The organism is Aneurinibacillus thermoaerophilus, from assembly GCF_900099925.1.
Lineage (GTDB): Bacteria > Bacillota > Bacilli > Aneurinibacillales > Aneurinibacillaceae > Aneurinibacillus > Aneurinibacillus thermoaerophilus.
In genome coordinates this window covers 1-15509 of record NZ_FNDE01000032.1, presented here as the reverse complement: position 1 = coordinate 15509, position 15509 = coordinate 1, and the positions used below count along the sequence as shown (strand labels likewise).

Here is a 15509-nt window from a genome sequence, read left to right as displayed (position 1 = left end):
TGAGGGATAGGCTATGAGTGATATTTTCCTCGATCGTATTCCACCCCAAAACATCGAGGCCGAACAGGCCGTTTTGGGGGCTATTTTTTTGGAGCAGGAAGCATTAATCACGGCGACGGATATTTTGACGGCAGAAGATTTCTACCGAACATCTCATCAACGCATTTTTCAGGTGATGGTGGATTTAGGGGAACGGAATGAGCCAGTCGATCTTGTAACCGTTACGGCGGAGCTGGAGAACCGCAAACAGTTGGATGAAGTAGGCGGGGTTTCGTACTTGACTGATCTGGCCACATCTGTTCCAACAGCCTCCAATGTGGAATACTACGCCCGGATCGTAGAGGAAAAATCAACTCTGCGCCGCTTAATTCGGGCTGCGACCAAGATTGTGACAGACAGCTATACGATGGGTGAAGATGTGCAGGCGCTCTTGAGCGAAGCTGAGCGTAGCATTATGCAGATTGCGCAGCGTCAGCGTACATCCAGCTTTCAGCACATTAAAGATGTGCTGATGGATACGTATGAGTACATTGAGACACTATCGAATAATAAGGGCGAGATTACCGGGTTGCCTACCGGGTATCCGGATCTTGATAAGATGACAGCTGGGCTGAAACCGTCCGAGCTTATCATCTTGGCTGCCCGGCCAGCAGTGGGAAAAACTGCGTTCGCGTTAAATGTGGCACAGAATGTGGCTGCTCGCGCCGGGGCTTCCGTGGCGATATTCAGTCTGGAGATGTCAGCGACCCAGCTTGTGCAGCGGATGATTTGTGCGGAAGGCAATATTGATGCACAGCGAATGCGTACAGGGTATTTCACGGAGGAAGACTGGCACAAGTTGACGATGGCAATTGGTACGCTGGCGAACGCTCCTATTTATATAGATGATACGCCAGGAATTACTATAAGCGAAATCCGTTCCAAGTGCCGCCGCCTGAAGGCGGAGGTGGGTCTGGGTTTGATTTTGATCGATTATTTACAGTTGATTACCGGGAGAAAGGGCGGCAGCGATAATCGCCAGCAGGAAATTTCCGAGATTTCCCGAACGCTTAAGTTGCTCGCCCGTGAGCTTGAATGCCCGGTCATTGCCTTATCGCAGCTAAGCCGTGCTGTGGAACAGCGTCAGGACAAGCGGCCGATGTTGTCCGATATTCGCGAGAGTGGAAGCATTGAACAGGATGCTGATATGGTTGCCTTCCTTTACCGCGATGACTATTACAACAAAGAGACGGAGCGGAAAAACATCATTGAAGTCATTATCGGTAAGCAACGGAGCGGGCCGACTGGGACGGTGGAACTTGCCTTTCTTAAAGAATACAATAAGTTTGTAAGTCTAAGTCAGCATGAGGAGCCGGTGCAGAAGTAGGAAGTACCATCCATGCATATATTTTCAAAAAAATCCCTATTCTACTTGATAGGGATTTTTTTGATATTTTGCAGATCCGATCGACAGGACGCAAAGCGGCCGTTTTCCTTTTTTAAGGAAAAAGGACAAATAGCAATGCCCGCGAATTTTTCTTATATTTATTCTAATTCTCGAACAAATTGCTTCAATAGAACCCGATCGTTCGGTTTTGATTGACATACAAGAGAGCGATTGCTAAACTTAGTATGTTAGAAAAGTAGGAGGTGCCCAGCCAATGTCAACCGTAGTAGTTGTAGGAACCCAATGGGGAGACGAAGGAAAAGGAAAAATCACTGACTTCTTAGCGGAAAAAGCGGAAGTCGTCGCGCGTTATCAAGGTGGAAACAATGCGGGTCATACCATTGTTTTTGGCGGGACAAAATATAAATTGCACTTAATTCCTTCAGGAATTTTTTACAAAGAAAAAATCTGCGTCATCGGAAATGGAATGGTTGTCAATCCGAAGGCGTTAGTAGAAGAACTAGATTATTTACATAACAATGGTGTAAACACGGATAATCTGCGCATTAGCGACCGTGCTCATGTTATCATGCCGTATCATATGAAACTCGACGCGGCAGAGGAAGCAAAGAAAGGCGACAATAAAATCGGCACAACCTTAAAAGGTATCGGACCGGCATATATGGATAAATCTGCCCGTATCGGTATTCGCATCGCCGATTTGATGGATAAGGAAGTATTCGAAACAAAACTTCGCCGCAATCTGGAGGAAAAAAACCGACTGTTCGAAAAGTACTATGAAACAGACGGTTTTACAGCGGAGGAAATTCTCGATGAATACTTGGCATATGCGGAACGCATTCGCCCATATGTAACGGATACGTCTGTTGTGCTGAATGATGCTATTGATGCTGGGAAGCGTGTATTGTTCGAAGGTGCGCAGGGCGTAATGCTGGATATTGACCAAGGAACATACCCATTTGTAACGTCTTCCAATCCGGTAGCTGGCGGCGTGTGCATCGGTTCCGGCGTAGGACCGACAAAAATTCATCATGTGGTAGGCGTGGCAAAGGCGTACACTAGCCGTGTGGGTGACGGGCCATTCCCAACTGAACTGCATGATGAGATCGGTAACCGTATTCGTGAAGTAGGCCGTGAATATGGTACGACAACAGGTCGTCCGCGCCGTGTAGGCTGGTTTGATAGCGTAGTTGTCCGCCATGCGCGTCGCGTAAGTGGGATCACAGCTCTTGCTCTGAACTCTCTGGATGTATTGACTGGGCTCGATACGGTGAAAATTTGCGCCGCTTACCGCTATAAGGGCCAAATTATCGAACATTACCCGGCAAACCTTAATATGTTGGCGGAATGCGAGCCGGTATACGAAGAACTATCAGGCTGGAAAGAAGACATTACAGGCGTTCGTTCGCTTGATGAACTTCCGGAAAATGCGCGCCACTATGTGGAGCGTATCACACAACTGACCGGCATTCCGCTTGCGACGTTTTCCGTAGGTCCTGATCGTGATCAAACCAATGTTGTTCGTAGCGTATATTCTTTGTAATGTGTCAGCGTAATGCTATATATAACGAGGTTAATCGCTTCCGGCTTTATTTAAAAAAGCCGGGAGCATTGCTTTTTCAGGGAGTTTAGATATTTATTCCTCTTCTTCCTGTTATTTTCTGTCGAAATGTGTCGTTTTTTCTTGCTATTATACTCTTTCGGTGCTACCATGAAGGGGTGTTTGGAAGAAGGAACATGAAGGCATTGTCGTGCTCTGCCTTGCGATATGTATAAAATTTCCCCGTTAACTAAAAAATAAGCAAGGACAAAGGGATACTTTTCTAAGGATCCCCTTTTTTGTTATTTATAGAAGAATCTTTGCGATTCGACGGAGAAAAACGGGAGGTTACGATGTTTATTGAAAGAATGTCGTCATGGACGAAAGGAACATGGTCTCATGGCGTAAGATTCGTTCAAAATAAAAAAAATACAGGGAAGCTGGCACTTGGTATTTTTGCAGTTTTTTTGTTGGTAAGTGGAACAATTGTAGGTGGTTATATATATCAGTCCAATCTTAGTACGTTGTATCGCGTCGCGATAGACGGAAAAGATATTGGTGTGGTTGATAATCCGCAAATGATTCAAAAATGGCTCGCGGATATGCTGGTAGCTGAAAAGAAAAAGTATCCTCATCTTGCCTTCGGATTTAACAAAAAGATTACAATAACCGAAGAAAAACATTACGCCGAGAAAAAGTTAGAGAATAAAGCCGTACTGGATCGTCTGGCCTCCGAAATCAAAGTAGAAGCGAATGCCGCACAACTTGTAGTGAACGGAAAAGCGATTGCTTATGCGCGGGATAAGAAAAGTATTGAGCAGGCGTTAACACGGTTAAAAGCGATGTATAGCGAGAAGAAGTCTACGCACGCGCTGATGGTAGCCGTTACTCCTGCCTTCGCACCGAAGGTACACGCGAAGGCGCAACCTGATTTATCGGATGTCAGCATTAAGGAACATATTGACATTACATATAAAACCATTTCTCCCACCCGTGTATTAAATGACGAACAACTGATGAATGTGCTGCTGAAAGGTGTACCGGAGCAAAAAAATCATGTGATCAAGGCCGGGGAGACGCTCTGGAATATCGCATCGCAATATGGGCTTAAAGAAAAAGAATTGCTTGCTTTAAATCCTCATCTTAAAGAAGATAGTGTATTGCAAATCGGTGACACGATAAATGTGCAGGCGTTCTCACCTCAGGTTACGGTAGTGTCCCGAAAGGAAATGGTCGAAACGGTTGCTATTCCTTACCCGGTAAAGCAGCAGAATGATCCGAAAAAGTACCGTGGTGATGACAAAGTTGTCATCCAGGGCAAAAATGGAAGCAAGCAGATTGTGTACGAACTGATAAAAGAGAACGGCAAACTTGTGAGGAAAAATCCTGTACACCAGAAAATATTGCAGAAACCGGTCGCCCAAGTTGTGATCCGCGGAACAAAAATCAAGCCTTCCCGCGGAGATGGACATTTTCGCATGCCTGCGGTCGGACTTTTGAGTTCGCGTTTTGGTATGCGCTGGGGCCGGATGCATGAAGGAATTGATATCGCAAATCCGGTTGGCACGCCAGTACATACAGCCGATCATGGCCGCGTTGTTTTTGCCGGAGAAAAAAGCGGCTACGGAAAATGTATGATTGTCGATCATGGAAATGGATACAGAACGTTATATGGCCATTTAAGCAGCTTTATAGCTAAGCCGGGCGATATTGTGGTAAAGGGAGAAGTGATCGCCAAATCCGGCAATACAGGGCGTTCCACAGGGCCCCACTTGCACTTTGAGATTCGCAAAAACGGGGAAGCTGTCGACCCGCTCCCCTATCTTCGTTAATATAGAATAGAGAAAAAACCGGTGTAAGAGGCTTCTTTCACCGGTTTTTTAATGGGGATATCCGGGGCAGGATTTTAGCCAGGAAAGTGGAAAGTAGTTAGAGAGGTGAAAACCGTGAGACATAAAGTAATGGTAGTAGACGATGAACGTCCGATCGCGGACATTTTGCAGTTTACGTTAGAGAAAGAGGGCTATGAGGTTGTATGTGCTTATGACGGAAACGAAGCGGTCACACTTGCGGAAAAAGAAAATCCGGATTTAATTTTGCTTGATATCATGCTTCCGGGAAAGGACGGTATGGAAGTGTGCCGTATTATCCGTCGCACATCTGATGTGCCGATTATTATGCTAACGGCTAAAGATAGCGAACTAGATAAGGTGCTCGGCCTAGAACTCGGCGCTGATGATTATGTTACGAAGCCGTTCAGCAGCCGTGAATTGCTTGCGCGGATTAAAGCCAATTTGCGTCGTCACGTAAAGGAGCGTGTGGTGGAAGAAAACAAGAAAGAAAGCGAGTCTCCTTCCAGGATTACGGTAGGTCAACTGACAATTGACATGAAGTCTTATACAGTTGAAAAGAACGGGCAAAACATTGATATTACGCACCGCGAGTTTGTGCTTTTACAATACATGGCGAAACACTGTGGCCAGGTGATGACGCGCGATCACTTGTTGCAGGCGGTATGGGGCTTTGATTACTTTGGCGATGCACGCACTGTTGATGTAACCATTCGACGCCTGCGGGAGAAAATTGAAGACGATCCGAGTTCTCCGCAGTACATTATTACCCGGCGTGGACTCGGATATATGATGCGCAACGGCGTGGAGGAATAACGAATGAAACGTATCCGTTTTTTTCAAACGGTTCAATGGAAGATCGTTATTCTTTATTTATTGTTAATTCTGATTGCAATGCAGGTGATCGGGGCGTATTTTATCCGCTCCGCAGAATCGTATTATTTAAATAATTTCAATGAAACGTTGAATACACAGGCGAATTTGCTAGCTGTTAATGTGGAGAAATACCTAGAAGAAGAGATGGTTCCGCGGGAGGATATAGATAATCTAATCCATAACTTGTTTGCCCTGCGCAATGCGGATGTCCAATTGTTAGATCAGAACGGGATTGTACTTACCACGACCGAAGAAAACAAAGCTTTTATCGGCCAGAAAAATACACGAGCCGAAGTAAATATGGCGTTGCTTGGCACAAGGAACGAATCGATCCAGTACAACCCGGAAACCCGGCAGCGGGTTAAGGTACTGGCCCTGCCGATTAAGAAGGGAACAAAAATTCTTGGCGTGCTTTACATGGTGGCTTCAATGGAAGAAGTTTATCACACAATGCGCCAGATTAATGGAATTTTCGCTACCGGTACGGGGATTGCCCTCCTGCTTACAGCCGCGCTGGGGATTGTACTGGCGCGCACGATTACGACGCCGGTCAAGGAAATTACCCGGCAAGCGACAGCAATGGCAAACGGGGATTTTAACAGGCAAGTTCGCATTTATTCCGAAGACGAAATCGGACAATTGGGGGAAACGTTTAACTTGCTTACCCGAAGACTAAAGCAAGCCCTTTCTCAGACTGAGGCAGAAAAAGAAAAACTTTCCTCGATTCTGGCAAATATGAGCGACGGTGTCATTGCCGCTGATGGCGATCGTAACATCATCCTTGTCAATAAACCTGCACAGCGTATTTTGGGTGTAAGTTATAAAACCGTGCTTGGTAAGAATTTGTATGAGGTGCTCTCTATTCCTGGCGATAGTGATGAACGGGACTCTTTATTTGAAGAAAACGGATCGTTGTTAATGGATATGAATGTAGAAGGGGAAGAGAGGCTGATCCGCTTTTCGTTTACGGTGCTAAAAAACCGGGCAGAGCAAAAACATGCTGGTATTATCGCCGTTTTGCAGGATGTGACTGAGCAGAAAGCGCTTGAGCGCGAACGACAGGAATTCGTAGCCAACGTGTCGCATGAATTGCGTACGCCGCTGACGACGCTGAAAAGCTATCTTGAAGCGCTGGAAGAAGGCGTAGTCGATGATCCGGAGCTTTCCCGGAGGTTTCTTCGCGTATTGTTGAACGAAACGGATCGGATGACGCGGCTGGTAACTGACTTATTGCAGCTTTCCCGGTACGATGCCGGGCAATACAACTTTGATTTTCAGCCAGTGAATGTCCCGGAATTGTTGCAAGACGTAGTAGAAAGATTTGCGTTACAGAGCCGGCAGGAAAACATTGAGCTTCAATTGGATTTTCCGGCGCATGATCTTCCGCCTGTAAAAGCAGATCGGGATAATATCATTCAGGTGCTGGACAATTTGATTTCAAACGCTATGAAGTATTCCAATGAGAATACAAAGGTGATGATTCAAGCGTGTGAAGTGGGAGAAAAATATGTACGGATTGATATTATGGATGAAGGGATGGGAATACGGAAACGCGATCTGACAAGAATTTTTGAACGCTTTTACCGGGTAGACAAAGCGCGTAGCCGCAGTATGGGAGGCACGGGCTTGGGTCTGTCTATTGCCCGGCAGATTGTGCTGGCGCACGGCGGAACGATTGAGATTGACAGCGAGTGGCAGAAAGGAACGAGGGTCAGCTTCACGCTGCCGGTATACGAGGAGATGAAGAATGAATCTTGAAAAAATCAAAACAATACTCCTAACTTTTTTGATTATCATAAGCCTTGTGCTTTCCGGGTTGCTTTGGAATAGCACCCCTCAGTTGGAAAACCTTGCTCCTTCCGATTATGTTGCGCCGCCGCCGGCAGGCCATAAATATGAAGTAACTGATGTAATCCGTCCCACGGCCTTTATCCTCCATACAGGAAATGGAAGACATATGAAAGCCGCCGTTGAATCAGGGACATACAAAAAAATCCAATACGAAATGGATACGTGGTACTTTTATGATTTTGCACGTACTCGGCTTACGAAAGAAGAATGGGAAAATATTATCAACAAGAAAAAGGCTGTGGAAATTGTGTATAGCCACGAAATCCCAGCCGATATTATGCCCGAACTTTTTACAGTTCGTGGAAGGGGAGCGGAAGAGTTTCGCTCGGCGAGCCGGATTTTGCTGTATGAGAGTCGGGAGAAAAATATCGTCAACGCTTTATTTATTTCAGATCGTGATCAACAGGTTGTTCGGGCTCACACTTCGGTGACAGTTGGACAAATGGACAGCATTCTTTCACCTAATTATCTGACTCATCTACCTGAGCAAATGATGTACCGAGCATTTGTCCATCATCGTGAAGAGGCTATTCACTCTAATCGGTATGCATTCTATCAACCGATTTATCTGCCGAAAGAACGGGAGAAGATGTCGCGCTACCGATATTTCTACCAGCCTTTGACTGTTAGGCAAGTACTGGAGGCGATGTTTGTCGACGTAAGTTTGACCCGGCAGGTGACGGAGCGCGATGGCACTACGATCTATACAAATGGCAGTCAATCCGTTTCCATTCCGGCTGCACGAAATTATTTATTGTATCGATATCCTGTGCATGAGTGGGAACAGGCGGAAACAAAGCAGGCGAACTATGAAGCGTTGAATTCCGCACTTTCTTTTGTCAATCGTCATGGTGGATGGACCGGACGTTATTACTTGGAGAGTGTTGATATGGTAGAGCCGGAGCGCGAAAGAACAGTAACCTATCGTTTTCGCCAGTATATTGGAGCTTATCCTTTGTTTAGCGATGGGCCGGATGAGAACACGATTTCTGTCCGGGTATCGGGCGGTACGGTTTCTGAACTGTATTATCCAATGCGGCAACTTGATGTATACTTCGAGCGTGTACCAGTTACAGTTGTATCAGGTGAAGAATTGATAAAGCGCCTTGAAGAGCTTGGAATTTCCAGACAACAGGTCGTCTCCATTGAACTGGGATTGTGTACCCGTCCGGTTTATGATTTTATTGAGATGAAACCTTGCTGGACAGTAAGAATGACGGAGCGTCCGCCAATCTATATCGAAGCCGATGCCACCGCGTTTGATAAGCGGGCGGAGGGAAAGTAAAATGGACTGGAGCAAAGCGAAAACCATTTTAATTATTACATTTTTATTGCTGGATTTGTTTCTTGGCTATCAGGTGATGATGAGCCAGAACCGGGACATGGAAATTGCGCCTCAAGGAGAGCTGATTCCATCAAGTCTTGAGGAGCTTTTAAAAACTCGCAATATCAAACTGGAAACGGAGATTCCAACCGAAATGCCGCCAGAGATGAACTATGTGAATGTTCGGTTTACCAGTTTTGCCAGTCACCTGCAGAAGTTAACCGGACAGATTGTCGGACAGCAAGGTGTAGGGGTGACGGTAAAGTTTAATAAGCCATTGCTACTGACGAACCTTATAAATAAGGAGGAATTGTTGAAAAAGGTGGAACGGTATATCGCGTATAGCCAGGATTACACATATGACAAGAAGAGAAGTTCCAAGACGCTGCAATGTTATGTCCAGCAATACGGCAAGTATCCGATATTCAGTGCCCCGCTGGAAATTATGAATGATCGCAACCGGATGCTGGGGTATCGACAGATACATGTTCAAATTGTTAATCAGGGGACGGGACGTAAAATCATCCCGGCTTTCACTGCCATCCGCACGTTGTTGGATAATGGGTACATCCGTTACGGTGAAGCTATCTCTGATGTAACGGTCGGTTATTTCGGTCATATGTATGATGCGGACATTCAAGTGCTGGCTCCTGTCTGGCGGGTGGTTCATACCGGAGGCATACAGTATGTGAACGGTATCACCGGGGCGATCGAACAGGCCCCTCCTCTTGAAAAAAATGAGGCAATCTCCAATAATAATACTAGTGGTATTCCCCCGTCATAAAAATGACGGGGTTCCTTCTAGAGTATGAATAGGAAAAACTTACGAATTGCGCTCCGCTCTAAAGCGATGCTAGGAGGCTGTTTTTACATAAGCAGCACAAGGATAAATGCGGGTAGCATGCGAGTTTTCCTTAAATTTGCAAAGAAGGGCTTAGCAAGGAGCGAAGAACGTGTTATGAAATTTAGCGTGCTCGCCAGTGGAAGTACTGGCAATTCTTTTTTTATCGAATCAAAAAATAGTAAATTATTAGTAGATGCCGGATTAAGTGGTAAGCAAATAGAGAGGTTATTGGAAGAGGTAGGCGTGAATGCTGCTGATTTGGACGCTATCCTTATTACCCATGAGCACTCCGATCATATTAAGGGGGTGGGAGTGCTGGCCCGCCGTTATCAGCTTCCCATTTACGCCAATTCAAAAACATGGGAACAGCTGGAGCGCCAACTTGGGCAAATCGCCGAAGATCAGCGTCTTATTATGGAAGTAGGCGAAACAGTAGAATTTGGGAACATAAAAGTAGAATCGTATGGCTTATCACATGATGCCGCTGAACCGATGGGCTTTTGTTTTTATGAGGGTGAAGCCAAGGTGAGCTTGACAACCGACTTAGGATATGTAAGTCAACGAATTAAGGATACAGTTCGCGATTCAGATGCATATATCTTTGAATCCAATCATGATGTGGAAATGCTTCGCATGGGTAGCTACCCATGGAATACAAAACGGCGTATTCTAAGCGACGTTGGTCACCTCTCCAATGATGCGGCCGGTGAAGCGCTGGGAGATATTCTTGCAGGTAAGGGAGAGACCGTGTATTTGGCCCATTTAAGCAAAGAGAACAACATGACTGAATTGGCACGGCTAACGGTGAAGAATATTCTTGAGGAATACGGATTTTATGAAGGAGAAGATATACATTTGATGGATACTTCGCCTGTTCATCCTACAGCTGTTCAGGAAATTGTTCGTAAGGGAAGCGGCATGACAGGTAACAATGGAAAGTAGGAAGTGATCAGGGAAAGAAAGGAGCAACGCCATGGGTTATTACGATGATGAACTTTATAACGGCCACAAGAAAGGAAAGCGGGGCGGCGCCTCTACGTTCTTTATTGCGCTTGTGTCAGCGATCATCGGCGGCCTTGTGGTACTGATGATGGTGCCGACATTGCTGAAATCAGGTTATTTTCCCGGATGGACGGCTCTGCCCGAGCAGCCGGGACAGCGGGAACCTGTAATCGGGGGCAATACGGCCAACTATTCGGTCAATGTTAATACTGCTATTGTAGATGCGGTGGAAAAAGTAGAAAATGCGGTGGTTGGTGTCGTCAATATTCAGCAGAGACGCGATTTCTTCGGATTTGTGGAAGAGGGAACAGCAGGGACAGGTTCTGGTATTGTGTTTCGCAAAGCCGGGGGAAAAGCATATATCGTAACGAACTATCATGTGATTGAAAGAGCTGAACAAGTACAAGTTGCATTGGCCAATGGTGAAAAGAATGTAGAGGCGAAAGTAGTAGGTGCAGACGAGTATACCGACCTTGCAGTACTAGAAATTGATGGTTCAAAAGTAGAGCAAGTCGCGGAATTTGGCGATTCTTCCAAAGTCAAAGTTGGAGAGCCGGCGATCGCGATCGGCAATCCGCTTGGTCTTGCATTTTCCCGCACTGTAACGCAGGGCATCATCAGTTCTACGGAACGGACGATGCCGGTGGATATCGACGGGGACAATGAGACGGATTTAGAAGTAAACGTTTTACAGACAGATGCGGCGATTAATCCAGGAAACAGTGGCGGACCGCTTGTGAATATTGCCGGACAGGTTATTGGAATCAACAGCATGAAAATCGCGAAAACAGGCGTAGAAGGCCTTGGTTTTGCGATTCCGATCGATGATGCAAACAAGATTATTGACGATTTAATTCGCTACAAGTCTGTGCAGCGCCCGATGCTTGGTCTTGAGAGACCGGTAGACTTGGGACAGGTTCCGGAAGACGCTCGCCGAGACCCGCTGCAGTTGCCGGGTGATGTGGAAAGTGGCGTTGTGATTACGAGTGTAACGCCGATGAGCCCGGCCGACAAAGCTGGACTGAAGCGGTACGATGTAATTGTGCAGCTTGATGATCAGAAGATTGAAAGCCTGGCGCAGCTGCGTAAGTATTTATTCCAGAAGCGGGTTGGCGATACGGTTCAAATAACGTTCTACCGCGGATCGATTAAGAAAAGTGTAAATGTGACGCTTGTGAAGCAGCTCATGCAATAAATAATGAAACAGAGGCCGGGGAATTTTCCCCGGTTTTCTTATGTGTAAGAAATATGGTTGTTTATCGGGAGTTTAGATAAAAATATGTCTCTTCTTCTTTCTGGTAAGTATTGAATCATCAACATCCGTGTGTAAAAATGCGAGTGGGAGTTTTTCTGTATGTCTGTCAAGTAAATACGGTATCATAGGGTAGCAAATAAAATATGTAACGGAGGAAAAAAGAATGCTCGATCCGGTTAAAAAGGAATATTTGGAGAACGGTGGTGAGCGCTTTATCGTGTGTGCGGCTGATCAGCTTGAGCTGGCGCTTGATGAATTTGTAGATGAGTACGGAGAGGCACCAGACGTGTATGTATTGTCGGAAGTGGAGAAAGAAGTCGTGGGCTGGAAAGCGCCGAAGACGTGTCGGTATAGCGCCGAAAAGCCTGCATATATTTTACTATAAATAAAATTCCACAGGTGAACAAAGAGAGGGAAGGTTATCCAATAGCTGTGAATAACTTGTGGGTAATCTTGTGTGTATGTAGTTATTCACATTTGAAAAAACAAGGTTTTAGATGGCACAATTATTGATTTTACTGGGTTTTTTGAATGTTATTTCGTAGTATATATTCACAGTCATGTTATCAACATAATGTGGATAACTCTGTTTATACAGGGGATAACTGTGCAAAAAGTGTGAAAAAAGAGAGAGGCGGAAAAAGTTATGCACATAACAGTTGTCGCAGTTGGCAAATTGAAAGAGAAATATTTGAAGTTGGGGATTGAGGAATATTCGAAACGTTTGTCGGCGTACGCGAAAGTGGAAATCGTAGAAGTGACGGATGAGAAGGCACCGGAGAATTTGAGTGAGGCTGAGATGCTGCGGGTGAAGGAGAAGGAAGGAGAACGGATTCTGGCCGTGTTGAAGCCGGATCAGCATGTGATCGCGCTTGCGATCGAAGGCGAGATGTGGTCATCAGAGAAGTTGGCACAGAAACTAGATTACTGGGCGACGTATGGTCAGAGTTCAGTGGCATTTGTGATTGGCGGTTCGCTGGGGCTGTCGGCTGCGGTGATGAAGCGTGCGAACGAGTCGTTGTCATTTTCAAGGATGACATTTCCACATCAGTTGATGCGGCTGATTTTGCTTGAGCAAGTGTACCGCGGGTTTAAGATTAATCGCGGCGAACCGTACCATAAATAGAGGCAAAAATTGTTGAAGATAAGGTGGAATTTTATTGTCGGAAGCGGGTATTGGCTGTGGATAATCAGTTTCATTATCCGCTTCACGATACAACATGTGGATAAGTATAAAGGTTTTAGATATGTTGACTTCTGTAAAATCGAATTCAAGTTCAATGTTTTTAATGGTTCTTGATTTTCCTGTTTGTTTAATTGTAATTTTATCGATCAATAACTGAAGTAGCTGTTTTTGATTTTCTCTTGATGTCAGTTTATAAACGAATAGAAATTTTTCAAGCAGCATTTCAATAAGCTCCGGTTGAATAACTTTTGAATCAGAAGAAATCAAATGTACTGCAATCTCATTTTTCTTCTGTTCTAATTCTCTTTTTTCATTGGAAACCTTTTGTAATCTTTCTTGTAGGATATCTATCGGGAGTGTATTCTTTTCAAAAGCTTCCATATATTTGTCTTGCAATTGCTGGATTTCCAACAAGCGGTTTTCAATCTGTTCTAGTTCTTTATTCAGTTTGTTTAGAGAACTAGCAGAACTTGAATTTATTTCTTTTAATGTTTTATATAGCTTTTGCTTATTGGTAACGAGTTTTTCAATTCTATTAATAACCTCGTCCTCTGCTTCATCTGCTTTTATGGAATTCGCTTTACATGCTGCAGATCCTTTATTATGGAAATTACTACACACATAATATCGATGTTTTCGTTTCGTCCCATCCTTTCGTGTAGATGTTGTAATGGAAGGGACCATTCCTTGACCGCAATCAGGGCAACGCAAAAGACTGCTAAGTAAAAAAGGTTCATTCGATTGGCGCTGTTTAAATGATTTGCTTTTTCTTCTTGCTTGAACTAAACTCCATAATTCATCTGAAATGATGGCTTCATGCTGCCCCTCAACAATGATAGGGTCAGGATTCTTTCCTTTTCTTCTCTTAGTGTCCCAATTTTCAACCTTTAACCAGCTGATTTTACCATTATAGATGACATTGTCTAAGATTGTTGCAATCCCATTTATAGAAAAATAACGGCCTTTTTTCGTTCGATATCCTAATTTATTTAAGTAGTTTGCAATTGCCTTTAACCCCTTTCCGCTTGCATACATTTCAAAGATCATTTTTACGATCTCTGCTTCTTTATGATTGATGACAAGTTGTTTTTCAACAGTATCGTAACCAAATACAGAACCACCATTCCATTGTCCCTCTAATGCCCTTTGTTTCATACCAAGTTTTACATTTTCCGATAACGTATTTCTTTCCATTTCCGCAATAGAAGCCATTATTTGCAGTACTAAACGGCCAATAGGGCTTCCGGTATCAAAGTTTTCCGAGTAAGATATAAATTTTACATCGTATTTTTCAAACTTATCCAAAATGACTAGAGTATCCAACATATTTCTTGAAAGCCGGGATATTTTCCATACTAGAACGGCATCAAATTTGTTGATTTCCACATCATCAATAAGCCTTTTCATTGCTGGCCTGCCTTTTATCGATTTTCCACTAATCCCCTCGTCTACATATTCTTCAACAACTTCCCAGTTGTAAAGTTGAGCATATTGTCGAAGTGTTTGAAGTTGAGCGGTTATACTGTACCCTTCTTTAGCCTGCTCTTCTGTACTAACACGGGCATATATGGCTACTTTTTTAATTTCCATCTCTTAACCTCCCTCTATGAATTAAAGTTTTTCTTACGAATACTCACGTATTCTCATGATATCTTGATTTTTATAAACGAAGTCTCAGTTAGACATTTGAAACTTTTAAAAATGTTGGAAGTGGAGGACGTAGCCTATCAGAGATCTATCGCCTTTTTGAAAAATATGGTTGCACATTGGATCTCCACAAGACTCATGGTGGTGTACCCTCCCATGTCTCTCAGGATCTGCTGTCCCTACTTTCCTTCGTTCAACCTGTCCATGAGGTGGAGGCCAGAGATGCTCCTTTTCAGGGTCAGTGCCCGCATGGTGAAAATCATTCCGGCTTCTCCGTGCTTCGTTTTTAATCAAGGTATCGAATAAGAACGTATGCCAAAAAGAAACAACTAAAAGATTTATGCAGTGAGAGGCAAGATCTGACTACATAAAGGCGTAGCTTTCATCATCTTGTTCATGTCAAAATCGACTTCTTTACGTGCCAGCACAAACATAATCCGAAGCAGACGACAGCACAGGGCAATCAACGACTGCTGCTTGCGGAGCGGATTCTGCTGTCGGGTCGTATCATACATATGCAGCGCCTTGAATGCCTGGTTTTTGGCGACCAAGGGTCGGATCACTTTGTAGAGAAGTGCGCGAAGCTGTGGTCGTCCTCGTTTGGTAATTCGGGTTTTCCCTCGGTGCTTTCCTGAGCGGTTTTCTTTAAGGTTCAGACCAGCCAGCTTTTGAAGTTGACGAGGGTGCTGGTATCTGGACAAGTCGCCAACCTCTGCGAAAAAGCCGGCAACCGTGGCGATTCCCATA

Annotated in this window: 13 protein-coding genes; 11 read left to right on the top strand and 2 right to left on the bottom strand. The window is 44.6% G+C overall.

The window, feature by feature from the left end:
- The first annotated feature begins 13 nt into the window (after window positions 1-13).
- The 11 genes from dnaB to rlmH all read left to right on the top strand — a co-directional run bounded on the left by dnaB (window position 14) and on the right by rlmH (window position 13055).
- Window positions 14-1366, top strand: coding sequence for a replicative DNA helicase (gene dnaB, locus BLR88_RS14110; RefSeq protein ID WP_091260964.1), 1353 nt, complete (start codon window positions 14-16; stop codon window positions 1364-1366).
- 274 nt (window positions 1367-1640) lie between these two features.
- Complete coding sequence (locus BLR88_RS14105) at window positions 1641-2930, top strand: adenylosuccinate synthase (RefSeq protein WP_057897245.1); 1290 nt, start codon at window positions 1641-1643, stop codon at window positions 2928-2930.
- 350 nt (window positions 2931-3280) lie between these two features.
- Complete coding sequence (locus tag BLR88_RS14100) at window positions 3281-4759, top strand: M23 family metallopeptidase (RefSeq protein ID WP_091260962.1); 1479 nt, start codon at window positions 3281-3283, stop codon at window positions 4757-4759.
- A gap of 114 nt (window positions 4760-4873) precedes the next feature.
- On the top strand, window positions 4874-5593 hold the full coding sequence (gene yycF / locus BLR88_RS14095) for a response regulator YycF (RefSeq protein WP_175493633.1): 720 nt from the start codon (window positions 4874-4876) through the stop codon (window positions 5591-5593).
- Window positions 5594-5596: 3 nt separating this feature from the next.
- A complete protein-coding gene (gene walK / locus BLR88_RS14090) occupies window positions 5597-7411 on the top strand; it encodes a cell wall metabolism sensor histidine kinase WalK (RefSeq protein WP_057897247.1) in 1815 nt (604 codons plus the stop codon).
- On the top strand, window positions 7401-8789 hold the full coding sequence (locus BLR88_RS14085) for a YycH family regulatory protein (protein ID WP_091260960.1): 1389 nt from the start codon (window positions 7401-7403) through the stop codon (window positions 8787-8789). The genes walK and BLR88_RS14085 overlap by 11 nt, the downstream gene beginning before the upstream one ends.
- A gap of 1 nt (window position 8790) precedes the next feature.
- Window positions 8791-9612 (top strand): two-component system regulatory protein YycI, encoded by an 822-nt coding sequence (locus BLR88_RS14080; RefSeq protein ID WP_057897249.1) that lies wholly within the window; start codon window positions 8791-8793, stop codon window positions 9610-9612.
- A gap of 174 nt (window positions 9613-9786) precedes the next feature.
- On the top strand, window positions 9787-10614 hold the full coding sequence (locus BLR88_RS14075; RefSeq protein ID WP_057900190.1) for an MBL fold metallo-hydrolase: 828 nt from the start codon (window positions 9787-9789) through the stop codon (window positions 10612-10614).
- Window positions 10615-10645: 31 nt separating this feature from the next.
- Complete coding sequence (locus BLR88_RS14070) at window positions 10646-11869, top strand: S1C family serine protease (protein WP_057897250.1); 1224 nt, start codon at window positions 10646-10648, stop codon at window positions 11867-11869.
- 223 nt (window positions 11870-12092) lie between these two features.
- The gene (locus BLR88_RS14065; protein ID WP_057897251.1) at window positions 12093-12314 is read left to right on the top strand and encodes a CxxH/CxxC protein; all 222 of its coding nucleotides are present in this window, start codon (window positions 12093-12095) and stop codon (window positions 12312-12314) included.
- 261 nt (window positions 12315-12575) lie between these two features.
- On the top strand, window positions 12576-13055 hold the full coding sequence (rlmH, locus tag BLR88_RS14060) for a 23S rRNA (pseudouridine(1915)-N(3))-methyltransferase RlmH (RefSeq protein ID WP_057897252.1): 480 nt from the start codon (window positions 12576-12578) through the stop codon (window positions 13053-13055).
- Here the strand turns inward: rlmH and BLR88_RS14055 are convergent.
- Window positions 12957-14705, bottom strand: coding sequence for a recombinase family protein (locus BLR88_RS14055; RefSeq protein ID WP_091260956.1), 1749 nt, complete (start codon window positions 14703-14705; stop codon window positions 12957-12959). The genes rlmH and BLR88_RS14055 overlap by 99 nt on opposite strands.
- Before the next feature lie 395 nt (window positions 14706-15100).
- A partial coding sequence (locus tag BLR88_RS14050; RefSeq protein WP_091260830.1) for a transposase occupies window positions 15101-15509 on the bottom strand: 409 nt, incomplete at its 5' end.

What these genes read in the sequence shown, in the direction of transcription:
- dnaB (WP_091260964.1), top strand. Translation starts at nt 14, where the DNA reads ATGAGTGATATTTTCCTCGATCGTATTCCACCCCAAAACATCGAGGCC.
- BLR88_RS14105 (WP_057897245.1), top strand. Translation starts at nt 1,641, where the DNA reads ATGTCAACCGTAGTAGTTGTAGGAACCCAATGGGGAGACGAAGGAAAA.
- BLR88_RS14100 (WP_091260962.1), top strand. Translation starts at nt 3,281, where the DNA reads ATGTTTATTGAAAGAATGTCGTCATGGACGAAAGGAACATGGTCTCAT.
- walK (WP_057897247.1), top strand. Translation starts at nt 5,597, where the DNA reads ATGAAACGTATCCGTTTTTTTCAAACGGTTCAATGGAAGATCGTTATT.
- BLR88_RS14085 (WP_091260960.1), top strand. Translation starts at nt 7,401, where the DNA reads ATGAATCTTGAAAAAATCAAAACAATACTCCTAACTTTTTTGATTATC.
- BLR88_RS14080 (WP_057897249.1), top strand. Translation starts at nt 8,791, where the DNA reads ATGGACTGGAGCAAAGCGAAAACCATTTTAATTATTACATTTTTATTG.
- BLR88_RS14075 (WP_057900190.1), top strand. Translation starts at nt 9,787, where the DNA reads ATGAAATTTAGCGTGCTCGCCAGTGGAAGTACTGGCAATTCTTTTTTT.
- BLR88_RS14070 (WP_057897250.1), top strand. Translation starts at nt 10,646, where the DNA reads ATGGGTTATTACGATGATGAACTTTATAACGGCCACAAGAAAGGAAAG.
- BLR88_RS14065 (WP_057897251.1), top strand. Translation starts at nt 12,093, where the DNA reads ATGCTCGATCCGGTTAAAAAGGAATATTTGGAGAACGGTGGTGAGCGC.
- rlmH (WP_057897252.1), top strand. Translation starts at nt 12,576, where the DNA reads ATGCACATAACAGTTGTCGCAGTTGGCAAATTGAAAGAGAAATATTTG.
- BLR88_RS14055 (WP_091260956.1), bottom strand. Translation starts at nt 14,705, where the DNA reads ATGGAAATTAAAAAAGTAGCCATATATGCCCGTGTTAGTACAGAAGAG.